The 14,305-nt window shown below is 73.7% G+C and carries 17 protein-coding genes; 5 read left to right on the top strand and 12 right to left on the bottom strand.

The window, feature by feature from the left end; genetic code table 11:
- Positions 1 to 7: 7 nt before the first annotated feature.
- From OHV05_RS33330 to OHV05_RS33320, 3 genes are all read right to left on the bottom strand, one after another.
- Positions 8 to 595: a maltokinase N-terminal cap-like domain-containing protein gene (locus tag OHV05_RS33330; protein ID WP_405021035.1), complete on the bottom strand. Its 588-nt coding sequence runs from the start codon at positions 593 to 595 to the stop codon at positions 8 to 10.
- A gap of 94 nt (positions 596 to 689) precedes the next feature.
- The gene (locus tag OHV05_RS33325) at positions 690 to 1,709 is read right to left on the bottom strand and encodes a hypothetical protein (RefSeq protein WP_405021034.1); all 1,020 of its coding nucleotides are present in this window, start codon (positions 1,707 to 1,709) and stop codon (positions 690 to 692) included.
- A gap of 92 nt (positions 1,710 to 1,801) precedes the next feature.
- Complete coding sequence (locus tag OHV05_RS33320; RefSeq protein WP_405021033.1) at positions 1,802 to 2,491, bottom strand: pyridoxal 5'-phosphate synthase; 690 nt, start codon at positions 2,489 to 2,491, stop codon at positions 1,802 to 1,804.
- 134 nt (positions 2,492 to 2,625) lie between these two features.
- Here OHV05_RS33320 and OHV05_RS33315 point away from each other — a divergent pair, with 134 nt between their 5' ends.
- Entirely contained in the window at positions 2,626 to 3,552 is a 927-nt protein-coding gene (locus tag OHV05_RS33315; RefSeq protein ID WP_405021032.1) for a pseudouridine synthase, read from the top strand.
- Between the two features lie 87 nt (positions 3,553 to 3,639).
- On the top strand, positions 3,640 to 4,428 hold the full coding sequence (locus OHV05_RS33310) for an SGNH/GDSL hydrolase family protein (RefSeq protein ID WP_405021031.1): 789 nt from the start codon (positions 3,640 to 3,642) through the stop codon (positions 4,426 to 4,428).
- Positions 4,429 to 4,461: 33 nt separating this feature from the next.
- On the opposite strand, the gene OHV05_RS33305 is transcribed toward OHV05_RS33310, so the two are convergent.
- On the bottom strand, positions 4,462 to 5,388 hold the full coding sequence (locus OHV05_RS33305; protein WP_405021030.1) for a diiron oxygenase: 927 nt from the start codon (positions 5,386 to 5,388) through the stop codon (positions 4,462 to 4,464).
- A gap of 95 nt (positions 5,389 to 5,483) precedes the next feature.
- A complete protein-coding gene (locus OHV05_RS33300; RefSeq protein WP_405021029.1) occupies positions 5,484 to 6,371 on the bottom strand; it encodes a hypothetical protein in 888 nt (295 codons plus the stop codon).
- 117 nt (positions 6,372 to 6,488) lie between these two features.
- Here OHV05_RS33300 and OHV05_RS33295 point away from each other — a divergent pair, with 117 nt between their 5' ends.
- Positions 6,489 to 7,211: a helical backbone metal receptor gene (locus tag OHV05_RS33295; protein ID WP_405021028.1), complete on the top strand. Its 723-nt coding sequence runs from the start codon at positions 6,489 to 6,491 to the stop codon at positions 7,209 to 7,211.
- 1 nt (position 7,212) lies between these two features.
- Here OHV05_RS33295 and OHV05_RS33290 read toward each other — a convergent pair whose 3' ends face one another.
- A complete protein-coding gene (locus OHV05_RS33290) occupies positions 7,213 to 7,941 on the bottom strand; it encodes a tyrosine-protein phosphatase (RefSeq protein ID WP_405021027.1) in 729 nt (242 codons plus the stop codon).
- Between the two features lie 158 nt (positions 7,942 to 8,099).
- Here OHV05_RS33290 and OHV05_RS33285 point away from each other — a divergent pair, with 158 nt between their 5' ends.
- Complete coding sequence (locus tag OHV05_RS33285; protein ID WP_405021026.1) at positions 8,100 to 8,468, top strand: cupin domain-containing protein; 369 nt, start codon at positions 8,100 to 8,102, stop codon at positions 8,466 to 8,468.
- A gap of 114 nt (positions 8,469 to 8,582) precedes the next feature.
- A complete protein-coding gene (locus OHV05_RS33280; protein ID WP_403035537.1) occupies positions 8,583 to 8,795 on the top strand; it encodes an EF-hand domain-containing protein in 213 nt (70 codons plus the stop codon).
- A gap of 7 nt (positions 8,796 to 8,802) precedes the next feature.
- Here the strand turns inward: OHV05_RS33280 and OHV05_RS33275 are convergent, their stop codons facing one another.
- The 6 genes from OHV05_RS33275 to OHV05_RS33250 form a co-directional block, all read right to left on the bottom strand.
- Complete coding sequence (locus OHV05_RS33275) at positions 8,803 to 10,464, bottom strand: condensation domain-containing protein (RefSeq protein ID WP_405021025.1); 1,662 nt, start codon at positions 10,462 to 10,464, stop codon at positions 8,803 to 8,805.
- Complete coding sequence (locus OHV05_RS33270) at positions 10,461 to 11,342, bottom strand: hypothetical protein (protein WP_405021024.1); 882 nt, start codon at positions 11,340 to 11,342, stop codon at positions 10,461 to 10,463. The genes OHV05_RS33275 and OHV05_RS33270 overlap by 4 nt, the downstream gene beginning before the upstream one ends.
- Positions 11,335 to 12,105, bottom strand: a complete 771-nt coding sequence (locus tag OHV05_RS33265) for a 4'-phosphopantetheinyl transferase family protein (RefSeq protein ID WP_405021023.1) — start codon at positions 12,103 to 12,105, stop codon at positions 11,335 to 11,337. The genes OHV05_RS33270 and OHV05_RS33265 overlap by 8 nt, the downstream gene beginning before the upstream one ends.
- Positions 12,102 to 12,821 carry a hypothetical protein gene (locus tag OHV05_RS33260; RefSeq protein ID WP_405021022.1) on the bottom strand — a complete coding sequence of 240 codons (720 nt, stop codon included), beginning with the start codon at positions 12,819 to 12,821 and terminating at the stop codon, positions 12,102 to 12,104. The genes OHV05_RS33265 and OHV05_RS33260 overlap by 4 nt, the downstream gene beginning before the upstream one ends.
- Before the next feature lie 5 nt (positions 12,822 to 12,826).
- Entirely contained in the window at positions 12,827 to 13,114 is a 288-nt protein-coding gene (locus OHV05_RS33255) for a phosphopantetheine-binding protein (protein WP_403035551.1), read from the bottom strand.
- Positions 13,115 to 13,197: 83 nt separating this feature from the next.
- Positions 13,198 to 14,130: a 3-oxoacyl-[acyl-carrier-protein] synthase III C-terminal domain-containing protein gene (locus OHV05_RS33250; RefSeq protein ID WP_405021021.1), complete on the bottom strand. Its 933-nt coding sequence runs from the start codon at positions 14,128 to 14,130 to the stop codon at positions 13,198 to 13,200.
- Positions 14,131 to 14,305 lie beyond the last annotated feature (175 nt).

The following is a 14,305-nucleotide window of genomic DNA, read 5'->3' as shown; positions in this document are numbered from 1 at the left end:
GGCCCCGCTACGGGGTGGCGCGGGCGAAGACGGCGCGGGCTGGGGTGCCGTCCGGCCAGAGCCAGCCTGCGACGACCTGGCCGAGCACGGTGTCGGCCGGGAGTTCGGCGGCCTGGTCGGCCAGCGGTCGCAGGACCTCGACGGTCTCGTAGCTGAAGGGCTGCCCGGTGGTGACCGGGTGGACCGTGACGGTCGGGTCCGGGGTGTCGCTCTCGCTCTGCTGCTGCGGCACCGCGTTGCCGCTCAGCAGGGCGGCCAGCTCCGTCATCAGCACCGGGTCGCCGGTGCCGTGGTAGATCCACCGGGTGCCGAGCACGCCGTGCTCGGAGGTGCCGATCAGGGTCGGGCCGGTGCCGTTCGGGGCGCCCCGGTAGGCCAGCGGGACCAGGTAGGCCACCGGGTCGGGCCCGGCCGTGTCCACCACCACCATGAACTCGATCCCCACCTCGCCCTCGGGGTCGTCCAGCCGGAACCCGCCGGCCCGGACCAGCTCCGGCGCCCGGCCCGCGCCCAGGTACCAGGACTGCTGCGGCAGCCACTCGGTGAGCAGCTCGAGCTTGCCGGGCTTCATGGTGGTGCGGTGGACGACGGCCATCGGGACTCCTTCACGCCGGGTGCCCCGCGAGGCTATCAGCGGTGCGCGGGCCGCGGCCCGATCCACCCTCGCCCGGCCGGGCCCTGACGGCTGATCAGCCCGAACTGCGGCCCTTGCGCCAGTAGAACAGCGCCCCGACGGCGGCGATCACCAGCAGCAGGGCGCCCGCGTGGTTCGGCTCGTTCTTCGGCTCGGGGGCGGCGGCCGGAGCGCCCGAGGCCGCCGGGTCGGCCGCCGGAGCAGGGGTCGGGGTCGCAGTGGCGGCCTTGAGCGGGAGTCGCCACACGTCGCTCTGCTTGCCCTCGCTGCCGAACAGCAGCGAGTCGCCGTCCGCCGAGAAGGTCACCGACTCGCCCTGGCGCTGGAACGGGACGTTCACCGACTCCGGGGCGGTGATGGTGCCGTCCTTCCAGTCGTACAGCTTGGCCCAGAAGTAGCCGCGCAGCACCACCTTGCTGCCGTCCGGGGAGAAGCCGCCGTCGGTGACCCAGGGGACGTCGGCGATGCTCTTGAAGGTGTTCACGGCGGTGGCCGACAGCGCCTCGGGGCCCTGGTACAGGTGGCCCTGGTCCTTGTCGCTCTTGCTGGCGATGTACACCCGGCCGGTCACCGGGTGCACCAGCAGCGCCTCCGCGTCGCGCGGCCCGTCCGCGTACCTGACCCGGTAGCGGGTGGCCTGCACGGTCTGGTCGGTCAGCTGGGCGGGCTCGGCGAAGCGGTAGAGCCAGACCTCGGGCCACTTGCCGTTGAAGTTGTCGCCGATGTCGGCCAGGTAGAGCTGGTTGTCCGGGCCGAGCGCGATCGCCTCGGCGTCCCGCAGGGTGACCCCGCGCAGCGTGACGGTGGCCAGCGTGCGGCCCTGGGAGTCGACCGCGAAGACGTACGGGCCGTCGTCGCTGTCGTTGTGGGTCCAGTAGACGCCGGGGTGCCGGCGGCTCGCGGCCAGGCCGCTGGACTCGGTGATCCGGGCGTCCTGAATCGTGAACTCGCGCCGTGGGCTGCCGTCGGCGGCCGCCGGAGCGGCGGCCGGGCCCAGCACCAGCAGCAGGGCAGCGGCCAGCGCCGAGGCTGGTCCGGCCGACCTGCCCCGCCGGAGGACCGACCTTCCAGGCACCCGAAGCACCCGGCGATCATCGCACGCGGCCGGACCAGCGTCCCAGCCCGCCGCCGGCCGGGCCGGCCTCCCGTCACCCCGGCCCGGGCCGCTCACGGCCAGAGCAGGCCCCGCTCCCAGCCGAGGGCGGTCCGCTGGTACGCCAGCCGGATGTGCCGCCGACCGGGGTCGCCGTGCCAGAACTCCACCGCCTCGGCGCGCAGCACGTACCGGGTCAGCCCCGGCACCGGCCCGGCCGGATCGGCCGCCACCTCGGCGGCGGCCAGCTGCCAGGCGGACTCCAACTCGCCCGCGCTGCCCAGCCGCTGGCTCTGCCGGCCGACCACGGCGGCGGTGTGGCCGGCCGGGCCGACCCCCCGCTCGGCGGGCGGTGCGTCCTGCTGGTCGATCGCCTCGACCGGGCCACGCACCCTGATCTGCCGGCCGAAGGCGGGCCAGTACGAGGTGAGGGCGGCCCAGGGCGTGACGGCGAGCTGCTCGCCCTTGGGGCTGCGCAGGTCGGCGGCGAAGCTCCAGCTGCCGGTGGCCGGATCGATGTCCCGCAGCACCAGCACCCGGGCGTCGGGGTGGCCGTCCCCGTCGGAGGTGGAGACGGTGACCACCTGGGCGTCCGGCAGCTCGGCGGTCATCGCCTCCAGCAGCCAGGACACGTGCAGGGTGGCCGGGTCCGCCGGGGCGGCGCCCGGGTCGAAGGCCGGCAGTTTCCGGTCCATCGGCGGGCGGGTGCGCAGCAGCTGACGGAGCGTCGCCAGCTCCTCGCTCTGCTGGGCCGGTCGCGTCACGGTAAATCCTCCGGGCTCGGTCTCCGGGTCCCCATTCTGCCCCGGCCAGGGGCCGGAACCGGTCACGGCCACTCGACCGGGTGCGTGCCCGGTGGGACAACCCCTGCCCGGGCACGGCACTAGGCTGGTTCGACATGAGACGCCGATCCGCCGTGCCGCCCGCACCGCTGCCGCAGCGCCGCGGGGTCGACCCGGTCCGGCGGCGGCTGCCGGTCGAGGGCGACTGGACGACGGTGCGCGACTACCTGGCCGACCGGCTGCCGGTGCCGTCCGAGCTGGTCGACGCGATGTTCGCCGAGGGCACAGTGCACGGGACGGCCGGGCCGCTCCCGGCCGACGCGCCGTACCTGCCGGGTGGCTACGTCTGGTACCACCGGGAGCTCGGCCCCGAGGTGCCGGTGCCGTTCCCGGTGACGGTGCTGTACCGGGACGAGCGGATCGTGGTGGCCGACAAGCCACACTTCCTGGCCGTGACGCCGCGCGGCCGGCACGTGGTGGAGACGGCGCTGTCCCGGCTGCGGGACGAGCTGGCGCTGCCCGAGCTGAGCCCGGCCCACCGGCTGGACCGGCTCACGGCCGGGCTCACCCTCTTCGTGGTACGGCCCGAGCACCGGAGCGCCTACCAGGGGCTGTTCGCCGAGCGCCGGGTCACCAAGGAGTACCGCGCGGTCGCCCCGTACGACCCCGCGCTGACGCTGCCCCGGACGGTGACCGGCCACCTGGTGAAGGAACGCGGCGAGCTGACGGCCCGGGAGGTGCCGGGCGAGTCGAACAGTCGGAGCGTGGTGGAACTGCTGACCCACCGGGACGGCCTCGGCGGCTACCGCCTGCTGCCGGAGACCGGGAAGACCCACCAGCTCCGGGTGCACCTGAGCATGCTGGGCATCCCGATCCTGCACGACCCGCTCTACCCCGAGGTGCTGCCCGAGACGGCCCTGGACGACTTCCGCCATCCGCTCCAACTACTGGCCCACAGACTGGAGTTCACCGATCCGGTGACCGGTGAGCCACTGCGCTTCGAGAGCGCCCGCCGACTGTCGGACTGGCCCTCGGCGGACTGAAGCCCGCACCCCGGGTGGCGAAGATCACGCCCGTACCGCGCCACCTACGTTCGCGTAAGGAACTTCACAAGGTGAACTATCGTCTCCATGGCTGACCACCAGGAGATCACCGACATCGACTCGTACGTCGCCCTCGGCGACAGCTTCACCGAGGGCCTGAACGACCCGGGCCCGGACGGCCGGTACGCCGGCTGGGCCGACCGGCTCGCCCAACTGCTCGCCGACCAGCGGCCGACGGACGACTTCCGCTACGCCAACCTGGCCGTCCGGGGCCGCCTGCTCGACCAGGTGGTGGCCGAGCAGGTGCCCCGGGTCGCCGAGATCCGGCCCGACCTGGTGAGCTTCTGCGCGGGCGGCAACGACATCCTCCGGCCCGGCAGCGACCCGGACGAGGCGGCCGAGCGGTTCGAGGCCGCCGTGCTGGAGCTGCGCCGGCACGCGGGCCGGGTGCTGATCTGCACCGGCTTCGACACCCGGGGCATCCCGCTGCTCGGTCTGCTGCGCGGCAAGATCGCCACCTACAACGGCCACCTGCGGGCGATCGCCGACCGGAACGACTGCGCGGTGGCCGACCTGTGGTCGCTGCGCGCGGTGCACGACCGGCGGGCCTGGAGCGAGGACCGGCTGCACCTCTCCCCCGAGGGCCACCAGCGGGTCGCCCTGCTGGCCGCCCGCTCGCTCGGGCTGCCGCTCACCGCCGCCCAGGACCCGGACGCGCCGTGGCCGACCGCCCCGGTGCTCTCGGTCGCCGAGCAGCGCCGGGAGAACCTGCACTGGGCCCGGGAGTTCCTGGTCCCGTGGGTCGGCCGGCGGCTGCGCGGCGAGTCCTCCGGCGACCACGTCGAGGCCAAGCGGCCCGAGCTGTCCCCGCTCTGACGCCTGCCCGGACCGCCCCGTCGGATCAGCCCCTCAGATCACCCCGGCCGACCGGAGCAGCCAGCGGTTGGTCCGGCCGACCAGGCCGGCCCGGTCCAGCACGCCGATCGCCTTGGCCGCCATCTGCGTCTTGGTGGCGCGCCAGTGCGGGTTGTTCCGGGCGGCCTTGCGGCCCACCTTCGGGTCGATGCCGACCGCCGCGTACAGCTTCGGGTTGATCAGGCCGACGGTGGAGCGGTGCACCACCAGGCCGAGCAGCAGCTGCTCGTAGCGGCGCCGGACCGGGCCGACCTTGGCGCGAACCAGCTCCTCGCGGGCGTAGGTGATGTGCCGGGACTCCTCGATCACGTGGATCCGGGAGACCTGGCGGGTGAGCGGCTGCATCGACTCGTCGTTCATCAGCTCGCGCTGGAAGGCGTCCAGGATCTCCTCGACGTACATGGTGCCGCCGAAGGTCTGACTGTGCGTCGAGATCGTCTTGAACAGCCGGCCCAGCTCGTGCGAGAGCCGCCCCGGCCCGTAGGTGGGCACGCCCATCCAGGAGATCATCTTCGCGAACATCACCGAGTGCCGGCACTCGTCGGCGATCTCGGTGAGCGCGTACTGCACGTGCGCGCTGGTCGGGTCACGGTCGAAGGCGTGCCGCAGCAGCATCTGCATCAGGATCTCCTCGAACCAGATGCCGACGCTCGCGATGCTGGCGACCTCGTGCTTGCTGAGCTCGATCCGCTGCTCCTCGGTCAGCGCGTCCCAGAGCGGGGTGCCGTAGAGCGAGAGGTTGTGCGCCGGGCTGTAGTAGCGGCCGGGCACCGGCGGGGAGGCCCAGTCCACCTCGGTGAGCGGGTCGAAGGAGACCTTGGCGGAGGAGGCGAGCAGCCGCTCGGCGGTCCGTCGGCGCTCCTCCGGCCACTCCTCCGGGGCGGTCCTTCCGGTCGGCCTGCGGCCGGCTGCGGTGGTCATCGGCTCTCTCCTCCTCGGGCTCGCCGAAGGGCACGACGCACCCCTCTGCCCGAGAAGCTAGAGATTATTAGACGGACCGTCAATAGTTCGGACCGTCAGGACTCCACCGCCCGCCGGTCCCCCGCCCCGAGCGCGGGCGCGGCCGCCGCCCAGTAGCCGGGGTCGAGCACCTTGCGCCCGACCAGGTCGGCCCGGACCTGGTCGGCCAGCCTGCGGGTGTCCCGGCGGTTCATGGTGGCGCCGATCCCGGCCCCGATCAGCAGCGGAGTCAGCGAGGGCAGCTTGCGCAGGGTGCTCCGGGTGAGCCGCTTGCGCACCTTCTGCCGCACCTCCGAGCCGATCGCCATCGCGGCCAGCCCGGCCGGCCGGATCAGCGCCGCCCGGTCGATCCCCCGGCCGTCCGCCCAGGCGCCGACGTACGCCGCGGCCCGCTGGGCGGCCGTGCCGACCGCGGGCATCCCGTAGATCTCGTGCAGCTCGGCGATCAGCTTGATCTCCACCGCCGCGACCGAGAGCGTCTCGGCCGCGATCTCCACCGCCATCGCGGGCGGCACCGGCATCATCGCCGCCGCGCCCGCCCCGGCGCCGAGCGCGGCCGAGGACCGGCAGGCGCCGAGCGTCACCAGCTCGGCCAGCTCCTCCGGGGTGGCCGCCGTCGGGTGCTGCGCGCGCAGGGTGGCCAGGCTGCGGATCGGGATCCGCGGCGCGGCCAGCACCAGCCGGTCGGCCAGCGCCTTGCCGCCCAGCCCCGCGCCCTTCGCCGCCGCGACCCCGCCCCGGCCGAGCGCCTTGGTCAGCGAACCGACCAGCACCCGGGCCCGCTGCGCGCCCTTGCGCCGGTACCACGCCTCCTGGACGGCCGGGTTCGCCTCCGGCAGGCTGCGCTCCATCTCGGCCGACAGCGCGGCCAGCTCACCCGCCACGTCCTCCCCGCCCGGCTCGGGTACGGAGTCGTCCTGGCGGCGCCTGCGAATGAGTCCCATGACCTGCGGGTACCCGCCCGGCAGCCCGGCACGCCCCTCCGCCCCGCCTGATTCACCCCCGTGGCGGCTCCGTGACCTTCCCGGCACATCCATCCGGCCGGGCGGTAGCGTGGCCGGATGACGATGCGGGTGGTGTCGCTGGTGCCCTCGCTCACCGAGGCGATCGCGGTGGGCGGGCGGGAGCTGCTGGTCGGGGTGACGGACTGGTGCAGCGAGCCCGCGGATCTCGCGGTGGCGCGGATCGGCGGGACGAAGAACCCGGACCTGGCCCGGATCGTGGCGCTGCGGCCGGATCTGGTGGTGGCCAACGAGGAAGAGAACCGGGCCGTCGACCTGGCGGCGCTGCGCGCGGCCGGGCTGTCCGTCCGGGTCACCGAGGTGCGGACGCTGCCGCAGGCGTTCGAGGAACTGGCCGCGCTGCTGACCGACGACCTCGGGCTGGCCCGGCCGGGCTGGCTGGACGCCGCCGAGTCGGCCTGGCGGGAGCTGCCGGCCCGGGCGCCGGTCCGCGCCGTGGTGCCGATCTGGCGGCGGCCATGGATGGTGCTGGGCCGGGACACCTTCGCCGGGAACCTGCTGCACCGGCTCGGCGTCCGGCTGATCCACGCCGACCACCCCGAGCGGTACCCGGCGATCCCGATCGGTGAGCTGCTGGCGGCCCGCCCGGAGCTGGTGGTGCTGCCCGACGAGCCGTACCGCTTCACCGCCGAGGACGGCCCGGAGGCGTTTCCCGGCATCCCGGCCGCACTGCTGAGCGGCCGTCACCTCACCTGGTACGGGCCCTCGTTGGTGGCGGCCCCGCAGGTGCTGACGGCCGCCCTCGACCGGGCCCGGCACTAGCTCAGGCGAGCAGCTTGGCGCGCAGCGCGGTGGTGAACTCCTCGCCCAGGCCCAGCTCTTCGGTGAGGTAGCCGTCGACCGAGCCGTACCGCTCCGCCAGGTCGGCCAGGAACCGGCGCATCAGCTCGGCGGGGGCCCGGCCGTAGCCGGGCCAGCGCATCACCAGGTCGGGGTAGGAGGCGTGCCACTCGGCGACCAGCCGCTCGGTGGCCAGCCCGGTGAGCGCGAAGTCCTCCACCACCGTCTGCTCCGGGACGCCGAGCCGGGTGAGCACCAGGGCGGCGATGATTCCGGTGCGGTCCTTGCCCGAGGCGCAGTGGAAGGCCACCGTCCCGCTCGCCGGGTCGGCGATCACCTCCAGCGCGGCCCGGATCTCGGCCGTCCCGTCCGAGGCCACCTCGGCGAACCGCTCGGCCAGGTACACCGCCGGGTCCACCTCGGGGCCCAACGCGGCCTGGTCGTAGGGGCGGTGCTCGATGCTGAGGTTGTGGTAGCCGAGGCCGGGCAGCTCCGGAATCCGGCCCTTGCGCTCGATCTCCCAGGAGTAGCGCAGGTCGATCACCGTCCGCACGCCCAGCTTCTCGAACCGTGCCAGGTCCTCCCCCGCCAGCTTGCCCAGCGAGTCGGAGCGGTAGAGCAGCCCGGGCCGGGTCTCCCGGCCGTCCGAGGTCCGGTAGCCCCCGAGGTCGCGGAAGTTGTGCAGTCGTTCGAACTCCAGATGTCTCTGCATGGCGGCCACCCTAGCCAGCCTGCCGCCCTCGCCCACCGCCACCCGCCCCCCGGCCGGCGGCGGCACGGAACGCGCACCGCGGGCGGCGTACCGTGGGAAGAAGGACCGTCCCTGCGACGGCAGGAGCCCGTCCGGGCGGCCGCCGAGGAGGTGGCGTGATGTCCGGCCTGCTGCGGAAGAGCCTGGAGACACCCGAGGAGGTCCGCCCCTTCGAGGCGGGCATGGGACAGCTGGCCCTGGTGGACATGGACGGCGTCGCCGTCGGCCGGGCCACCTTCGAGCCCGGCTGGCGCTGGTCCGAGCATGTGAAGCCGATCGCGGGGACCGACAGCTGCCAGGCGCCGCACGCCGGGTACTGCGTTTCGGGGCGGATCACCGTCCGGATGGACGACGGTGACGAGCAGGAGTTCGGCCCCGGCGACGTGATGACCATCGCCCCCGGGCACGACGCCTGGGTGGTCGGCGACGAGCCGTGCGTGCTGCTGGACTGGCAGGGCTACGCGGACTACGCCAAGCGGTCCGCCTGACCGCCCGGGACCGGGCTGCTGACCTGCGGGTCCCGGTCGGGGGTCCGGCGTCCGCACCTCTCCCGACGGGCCGATAAAGTACCTGCACCACGACCCATCAGGAGGGGTACCACCATGGCTGACATCGAGACCGCCAAGCAGGTCTTCGCACGCTTCGACGCCAACGGCGACGGCTTCATCACGGCCGCCGAGTACACCAAGGCGATGGCGGAGCTCGGTGACCCCTACGTCACCGAGACCGTCGCCCAGGCGATCATCAACAAGGCCGACACCAGCAAGGACGGCGTGCTGAACTTCGACGAGTTCTGGGCCGCCCAGAACAGCTGATCCCGGCTCAGCCCAGCAGGGCCTGCCAGTCGGTGACCCCACCGTCCCGGCCGCTTCCCTCGGCCGGGACGGCCCCGTCGATCACGTAGTGGTGCGGGGCCATCGCGGTCTGCCGACCGGACAGCCCGGCCAGCACCGCACGGTGCGCCTCGGCCGGGGTGAGCGCGCTGGTCCCGGCGTCCAGCCGGGCGGTCAGCCGCCCGTCCGCCACCGTCACGACCGGGCGGGTCTCCGCGCCCAGGGTCGCGGTCAGCAGCTCCCGGACGGCGGCCAGGTCGATCCAGGAGCCGTCCACCGACTCCCACTCGCCGTCCCGCACCCCGGGCTCCAGACCGGTCAGGCCGGTCAGCCCGTCCAGCGCCACCGGACCGTTCGCCGCCGCCTCGACCAGGGTCAGCAGACCCCGCGCCAGCCGTTCGCTGTCCGCCCGGTCGAACACCTGCGGGCAGGTGTGCAGCGAGAGTTCGACGCAGTCCCGGACCCGCCAGATGTTCAGCATCACCCGGACCGGCACCTCCTCCTCCGGGTACCAGCTGAGCTCCGGATCGGTGGCCGGCATCGGGCGCGCGTGGGCGGCGGCGTCCGGGATGGTCATGCTGAGGTCGTTCACCACCACCTGGCGGGCCCAGCGCGAGCCGCGCAGGTGGGCGACGTCCTCGATCAGCTCCCAGATCCGGGTGGCGTCGAAGGTGCTGTGCCAGTAGCCCGCCAGTGCGGCCGCCTTGGTCCGGCCGATCACCTCGTCCAGGTCCTCCGCCGCCGTGTCCACCGCGAGCAGCGCGTCCTGGGCCAGCGTGCCCACGTAGCCGGCCAGCTGCGAGCGGTGCCGGTTCGCCGACAGCGCGGCGATCACCAGCTTGGGCTGGGCCGCCCGGTGCGCGACCAGGGCGGCGAAGATGCCGAGCAGCACGCTGGACGGGCTGGCGCCGGTCCGCTGCGCGGCGGCCTCCAGCGCGGCGGCGGCCGAGGGCGACCGGATCGCCAGGGTGGCCAGCCTGCCGGGCGGGCCGGTGATGCCGGAGTCGGCGAACACCGCCTGCGGGCTGGTGCGCAGGATCCGCTCCCAGTGCCGCAGCGAGGCGGTGGCCCGGCGACGGCCCAGCGGGGTGCGCTCGGCCTGGGCCACCTCCAGCGGGGTGGGCGCGCTGAGCGGCAGGAGTTCGCCGCCGCTCAGCAGCGTGTACCACTCCTCGAACAGCCGGGAGGTGGCGGCGCCGTCCGCCCCGGAGTGGCAGACCACCACGGCCAGCCGGACCGGTCGGCCGTCCCGGGTCAGCAGGGTGTACCGGATCGGGAAGTCGGCCGCCAGGTCGAAGCCGACGGGCCGGTCCTTCCGGGCCAACTCATCGGCCAGCAGGTCGAGTTCACTGTCCGGACCGGCCTCCACCAGGGTCACCTGGAACGAGCCTGCGGCGTGCACCTCCTGCCGGGTCCCCTCCGGGCCGTCGGACGGAAAGCGGGTGCGCAGCGACTCGTGCCGCTCGGCCAGCTGCCGCAGCACGGCCAGCACCTCGGGCAGCTCGGTGCCCGGCGGGACCGGCCAGACCGCGTGCTTGTTGATCTGGTCGGGGTCGTCCCGGCGGATGCACAGGATCATGTTGTCCTGACCGAAGGTCAGCGGCCCCGAGCCGGAGCTGCCGCCGTCGTACTGCACCGTGATCACGCTCATCGGACCGACTCCCCGGTCAGCGCGGCCCGGACCGGCTCCGGCCACTGCGCCGGGTACGCCCCGTGCGCGTGGATCAGCGCCAGCGCGATCCGCTCCAGGCCGAACGCGGCGCAGGCGGTGTGCCCGGGCTCGCCCTCGGCGGTGAAGCCGAAGATGGTGCCGAAGGTGTCCTTGTGGCAGTTGGCCGAGGCGATCGCCTGGACCAGCCCGTCGGCCAGCTCGACCCGCAGTTCGTACTTCAACTCCTGGGCCCGCTGGGCGGCTTGGAAGACCTTCCGGGCCCGGCCGAAGAACGGGTCGTCGGCCACCTCGACGACCGCCTTGAGGTCCATCGCGCCCAGCCAGTCGGCCACCCGGTCCAGCCAGCGGGTCCGCCAGTCCTCGCAGTGCTGCTGGGTCCCGGCGGTGACGTACTCGGCCATCCGGAAGCTGCGCAGCCGGCCCGTCTCGTTGCTGCCCTCCTGCCGGAAGCAGTGTGCGGAGGTGGCGAACCTGGCGGGTCCGGCCAGCTCCTGCCCCTCCAGTGTGGCGTAGAGCGGGTAGCAGGCGGCAGGCAGCAGCACCAGGTCGCCGATCTGCTGGGTGGCGTGCCAGTCCGGACGGCCGGAGAGCTCGCCCCACTCGGCGGCGGTGCCGGTGAAGCTGTGCACGGTGCCGAGCAGGTGCGGGAACGCCTTGACGTACCCGGCCCGTTCGACCAGCGCGCGGGAGATCACCGGCGGGACGGCGATCCGCTCGAAGGGTTCGTCGGCGCCGAGCGCCTCGATGCCCAGCCGCAGGTCGGCGATCAGCGCCTCGAAGGCACCGGAGTAGAGGACCACGCCGGGTACGTCGGTGGGCAGCAGGGTGGCCGCTCCCGACAGGTGAAGATCAGTCATCGGCTGCTCCTGGTTCGAGTGGTGCTTCAAGGGGTGCCTCAAGTGGTGCCTCAGGTGGTGCGAGGTCGACCGGAAGGTATGGGGTCCAGGTCCGGCGGCGGACCAGGAAGGGGGCCGGGCCGTCCAGCGCGACGGCGGCCCGGAACGGCCCCGGCACCCGGATGTCCCGGATCCAACAGGGGCCCGGCGAAAGGGCCTTGAACGCCTCCGAGCGGAGCGGGCTGCGCCCGGCCAGCCGGAGCGGCAGGCTCTGCGCGAGCCGTCCGCCGTAGACCTTGACGCCCGCCTCCCGGCGGCACCAGAGCTGGGCGAACCGGGCCGAGCGGTGCCGGGCGGACGACCCGCCGGCGACGTACCGGGCCTCCTCGGGCGGGAAGTACCGGCCGGCCACCCGGACCGCGACCCGCTCGGCGGGCAGCTCCTCGACGTCCGCGCCGACCCGGCGGCCGTGCGCCACGGCGAGGACCGCGAGCGACCCGGAGCCCGACCAACTGAACTGCGCGCCGGTCGGGTTGTGCACCGGCTCGGGTTTGCCGTGCGGGCCCCGGCGCCAGCTCAGCTCGGCCGGCGCCAGGCCGAGCGGGCGGGCGGCCAGCAGCCGGACCGCACCCCGGCCGACCACGAACCTGGCCCGGCGGGCCGGATCGGGCATGGCCCGGGCCCGGGCCCGTTCGCCCTGGTCGAGCAGTCGGTGCAGGCGGTCCACCACCGGCGCGGGCTGGTCGGTCGGGATCACCCAGAGCGCGACCGTGTCGGTGTTCACCGGACGGCCGGCTGGTCCAGGGCCGACCAGCGGCCGAACTGCTCGTCCTGGTCGATGACCCGCAGCGCTCCGCCGTCCGCAGCGAGGTCGGCCCAGCACCCGGTCAGCGGCTGGTCCGGCCCGCCGGTCGGCGCCTCCCCGGCGGGCGGGCCGTCGAGCTGACGGATCGTCATCTCCCGTCCTTCCTCCGCTGGTTCGAGCAGCAGCAGGACGCCCTGGTGCCGCTTCGGCAGCGTCACCGGGCCGGCCGGCAGGTAGTGCAGGGCGGTCTGCTCCAGCACCAGCACCAGCGCGCGCCGGCAGGCCCCGGTCCGCGCGTACCGGTCGGCGATCAACAGCGCGGTGAACGGTGCGGCCGAGCCCTGGTCGCCGATCGCGAAGGCGAGCGGCCGCCCGGGGCAGCGGCGGGCCAGGTGCAGGGTGACCGCCCGGCCGGGCTGGACGTCCGGCACCGCGAAGGCCAGGATCAGCAGGTCGACCGGCTGGTCCTCGGCCAGCGCGAGCCGGTCGATCAGCACCTCGCCCATCTCGCCGTAGGCGTGGCCGACGCCCTCGGCGAGCAGGTCCTCGCGCAGCGCCAGCCCGTACGGCCGGGCCAGGTCGCCCACGAAGACCCGCAGGTCCGGGTCGAGCGAGGTCTCCGAGCGTCCGTCGAACTCCTGGGCCAGCACCCGGCTGATCCGCAGTCCGCCGGGCCCGGCCGGGTGCGGGTCCATTCCGGTCAGTCCTCGGTGATGGTGTGTCCGGCGACGAAGTCGGCCAGGCTGGCGACCGAGCGCAGGTCGTCCTCACCGATCTGCTCGACGTCGACCTGGATGTCCAGCGCCTCCTCCAGCTCCAGGATCAGCTCCAGCGTGCCGGCCGAGGTGAGCCCGAGGTCGTCGAACAGGCAGGCGTTCTCCGGGACTTCGGTGAGCTCCTTCTTCAGCACCCGGGGCAGCAGGGTGCCGATGCTGGTCAACACCCGGCCACGGAGGGCGGGATCGGTCTGCAGGGTGGTGTCGTCCATCGGTGGTACGTCCCATCGGGCATGGCACGGCTCGGACAGCAGAGCCGGGACCGGCTTGGAGGAGGGGGGGAACTGACGGTCCGTCAGTGGCGGACGGCCATCGCCGAGAAGGTGGCGCCCAGTCCGGAGGCCGCGATCAGGTAGCGGTCACCCGGCCGGAGCAGCCCTCGCGCGGTGGCGGTGTGAAGATTGATGAAAGCATCTGCGGCGAAACTGTGCCCGACCGAGGCCACGTTGTCCAGCACCACCCGTTCCACCGGGTAGCCCAGGCGACGGCACAGACCGCGCCAGGAAACGCTGTTGACGTTGTGCGGCAGGATCAGCGCGAGTTCGTCCAGGGCGATCCCGGCCTCGTCGGCCGCCTGCCGGATCACCTCGGCCATCACCTCGGGATAGACCCGCTGGTACTCGGCCAGCAGCTCCGGGTCCTCGGCCAGCCGGCCGTCGAACTCGCCGAGCTGCCGGACGGCGTACGACAGCACCTCGTCCCGTCCGCCGCCGGCCCGGATCAGGCAGGCGGCCGCGCCCTCGGCGAAGATGGCCGTCTCCGGGACGAGTTGGGCGTCCCGGGTGAAGGTCTTCTCCCCCGTCAGCACCAGCGCCAGCGCGTCCGGGTCGGACTCGCCGGCCAGCAGTCGGCCGGCCAGGTCGATGGCCAGCAGGCCGGCCGCACAGGCATGGTGGGTGACCGCGAAGGCGTTGGCGTGGCCGAGGCCGAAGCGGTCGAGCAGGTCGTGCAGCGGGTTGGCCGGGTAGGGCGTGGAGACCGGCATGCTGCGGGCGTGCAGCACGTACCGGACCTGGTGTTCCCGTCCCCGGAGTTCGGTCAGGGCGCCGAGGGCGCCGGTGAGCAGGTCGAGCAGCGTCCCGTCCGGGTCCAGGCGCACCTGGTCCAGGCCGTGGAAGCGGCGGAAGAGTTTGAGTTGGCGCGGGGTCAGACCGATCCGTTCCCCGACCAGCTCGATGGGCACAGCACGGTCGGGCAGATGGACGGCCACTGCCTCCAGTGCGGTCACCGGGCTAGTATTCCCACGCCCCGCGAGCCGCACAAGATGCGTTCCATTTCGAACGCGGGCGCCCCCGAGCAGGTGGAGACCTCCCTGATGGCTCGTCATACCCCTTTGACCAGCAGGTTCATGTTCGTCGTGCCGCCACTGACCGGTCACATATTTCCCACAATTGGTCTAGGCC

Source organism: Kitasatospora sp. NBC_00070, assembly GCF_045041205.1.
Lineage (GTDB): Bacteria > Actinomycetota > Actinomycetes > Streptomycetales > Streptomycetaceae > Kitasatospora.
This window is presented reverse-complemented; position numbering and strand designations above follow the sequence as displayed.

Bases quoted from the DNA above. Each gene is read 5' to 3' on its own strand.
- OHV05_RS33330 (WP_405021035.1), bottom strand. From the start codon at position 595: ATGGCCGTCGTCCACCGCACCACCATGAAGCCCGGCAAGCTCGAGCTG.
- OHV05_RS33315 (WP_405021032.1), top strand. From the start codon at position 2,626: ATGAGACGCCGATCCGCCGTGCCGCCCGCACCGCTGCCGCAGCGCCGC.
- OHV05_RS33310 (WP_405021031.1), top strand. From the start codon at position 3,640: ATGGCTGACCACCAGGAGATCACCGACATCGACTCGTACGTCGCCCTC.
- OHV05_RS33305 (WP_405021030.1), bottom strand. From the start codon at position 5,388: ATGACCACCGCAGCCGGCCGCAGGCCGACCGGAAGGACCGCCCCGGAG.
- OHV05_RS33300 (WP_405021029.1), bottom strand. From the start codon at position 6,371: ATGGGACTCATTCGCAGGCGCCGCCAGGACGACTCCGTACCCGAGCCG.
- OHV05_RS33295 (WP_405021028.1), top strand. From the start codon at position 6,489: ATGACGATGCGGGTGGTGTCGCTGGTGCCCTCGCTCACCGAGGCGATC.
- OHV05_RS33290 (WP_405021027.1), bottom strand. From the start codon at position 7,941: ATGCAGAGACATCTGGAGTTCGAACGACTGCACAACTTCCGCGACCTC.
- OHV05_RS33285 (WP_405021026.1), top strand. From the start codon at position 8,100: ATGTCCGGCCTGCTGCGGAAGAGCCTGGAGACACCCGAGGAGGTCCGC.
- OHV05_RS33280 (WP_403035537.1), top strand. From the start codon at position 8,583: ATGGCTGACATCGAGACCGCCAAGCAGGTCTTCGCACGCTTCGACGCC.
- OHV05_RS33275 (WP_405021025.1), bottom strand. From the start codon at position 10,464: ATGAGCGTGATCACGGTGCAGTACGACGGCGGCAGCTCCGGCTCGGGG.
- OHV05_RS33270 (WP_405021024.1), bottom strand. From the start codon at position 11,342: ATGACTGATCTTCACCTGTCGGGAGCGGCCACCCTGCTGCCCACCGAC.
- OHV05_RS33260 (WP_405021022.1), bottom strand. From the start codon at position 12,821: ATGGACCCGCACCCGGCCGGGCCCGGCGGACTGCGGATCAGCCGGGTG.
- OHV05_RS33255 (WP_403035551.1), bottom strand. From the start codon at position 13,114: ATGGACGACACCACCCTGCAGACCGATCCCGCCCTCCGTGGCCGGGTG.